The 1,886-nt window shown below is 57.3% G+C and carries 1 protein-coding gene; it reads left to right on the top strand.

Annotated features, from left to right (window positions below; translation table 11 throughout):
• Window positions 1-757: 757 nt before the first annotated feature.
• Complete coding sequence (locus AC1DT3_RS19535) at window positions 758-1,579, top strand: hypothetical protein (RefSeq protein ID WP_477466875.1); 822 nt, start codon at window positions 758-760, stop codon at window positions 1,577-1,579.
• The last annotated feature ends 307 nt before the right edge of the window (window positions 1,580-1,886 follow it).

Here is a 1,886-nt window from a genome sequence, read left to right as displayed (position 1 = left end):
AGCCCCGAGCCAGGCACACAGCCTGGGCCTCTCGCCGAACGGGTTTTGCGTAAAACCCACCCGCGAGACCGTACCCGACCCCACAACCGCAACGCCTCGCGAGCGCGCCCCTCATTGGGTCGGACGGGAGAGGTTATAGCTCAGGTTGTGATGGGAGTCAAGAACAAATAGGGAACAATCTGCGGGCATCCGCCGCTCGCCTCGCCGCCTGTCGACCGCCGATCGGCGGCAAGCCTCGAATGCTTTATAAGGCCGCCGCAGGCTGCAGGCCCGCGACGACCATCCCTCAAGAGTGAGGGAATCGGTCTTGTCCAACCGCCGATTCGCGAGCGGGATAAGACCTAACCACTTGGACTACTGGGGCTGTGATCGGAAATGCCCGATCACGTGCTCCAGCCGACCAAAGCGCAGACGAGTGTACGGATTAACCCACACCATTGTGTGCTCCTATATGGAGGCACGTTGCGCCGCTATGTGGAAAGGATTATATCTCCCAACGGACTTCGGGAGTGCCCCTTCCGCTTCCAGACTGCCGGGTGTGCCTTGATCACCCCGGACAGTCACCTGAAAACGGCCCTGCTTGGTGTTCGAGACCGAGCGGGGCCGTACTCGTTCAGGCCGACATCATCCTACGTACCGCGCCTCGCGCTATATCGCAAGCACTAGCGTCAGTAGCGCGGCAAGTTTTTGTGGATTTCTCCCGCGGTACTGGATATAACTCCGATGCGCTCCCACCGAGTTCGCGAGGAACCCAAAAATGGCACGAGTTCGAAGCCCAGGATATCCTAGTGCGTCCCTTCCAGAAGCCGTTGAATTTGCAAGAAAAATTCACGACAAAGACAGAAGCCACCCTGTCGCTCGGGACGTTGCGGCTGATCATATCGGATTTAGCGCCGGATCCGGGTCAGCAGATCGAGCCCTTTCGGCGTTGATGCATTTTGGTCTTGCAGAGAAGGCCGCTAAGGGCGAAATTCGGATATCAAATTTAGCCCTGCGCATTTTGCATCCGCATTCCCAGGACGAGCGGAGTGCGGCCCTGCGTGAAGCTGCTTTTCAACCGGATCTTTTCAAGGAACTTCGCGACAGATATCCGGGCGACGTCTTGCCTTCTCTATCGACTCTGACTTCCTACCTAACACGATCAAACTTCGCGCAAGGCGCGATCGGCCCCGCTAGCAAAGCATACCTTGACACCTGTTCCTACCTGGAGCGCGAAGGCGCTTTCGAAAGAGATTCAGGTACGCACCAACACGACATAGAAGCGGTTCCGATTAGTAATCGGGAGGAGCCCCCCTTGATGCAGACGCAGCATCCGGTAATCGCGCGCCCTTCTGCACCACCAGCACTGCAAATGCCGCCGACCGCAGCACTTGAGCCCAACGAGATTGCCCTAAACATCCGAGGTGGACTCGTTCATGTAGAGGCAATCCTTGATTACGAAGGTCTGTCGGAGCTAGAGCAGAAAATAGCAGCGCTCAAGATATTGATGAAGCCCAACAAGAGGGATTCAGTAAAATCTCAACTAGCGAATGTTGCTTCAGGCGACGATGTCCTGCCTAAGCAGGATGCTTTCTCATAGCGAAGGCAGGTTTAGTCGAACAGGCTCGGCAATACCGGGTTTTTCGCTTAGGGCGTCAACGAGCCTTTCGAGACAGGGGCCGTTCTTGGAACCCCACATTGCCCCCCATCCGCCCCGCGTGATACCAATCCGCTAGAACCGGGCGTACCTGGTTTCGGGGCGTAGAAACCTCTTCCAACAGCGGTCGACATCGGCCGTGACGATGTCTCCCTCACCTTACGGTCGGGGAGGCGATGGCGCATGTCCAGGGTGAAAGCCTAAAGGTCATCGCGACCGTCTGTTGGCGGTTTTCTAACTCCCCGGCCAC

The organism is Microvirga sp. P4_G7 (assembly GCF_056401005.1).
The sequence above is the reverse complement of the archived record's forward strand: the minus strand, read 5'-3'. Positions and strand labels throughout refer to the sequence as shown.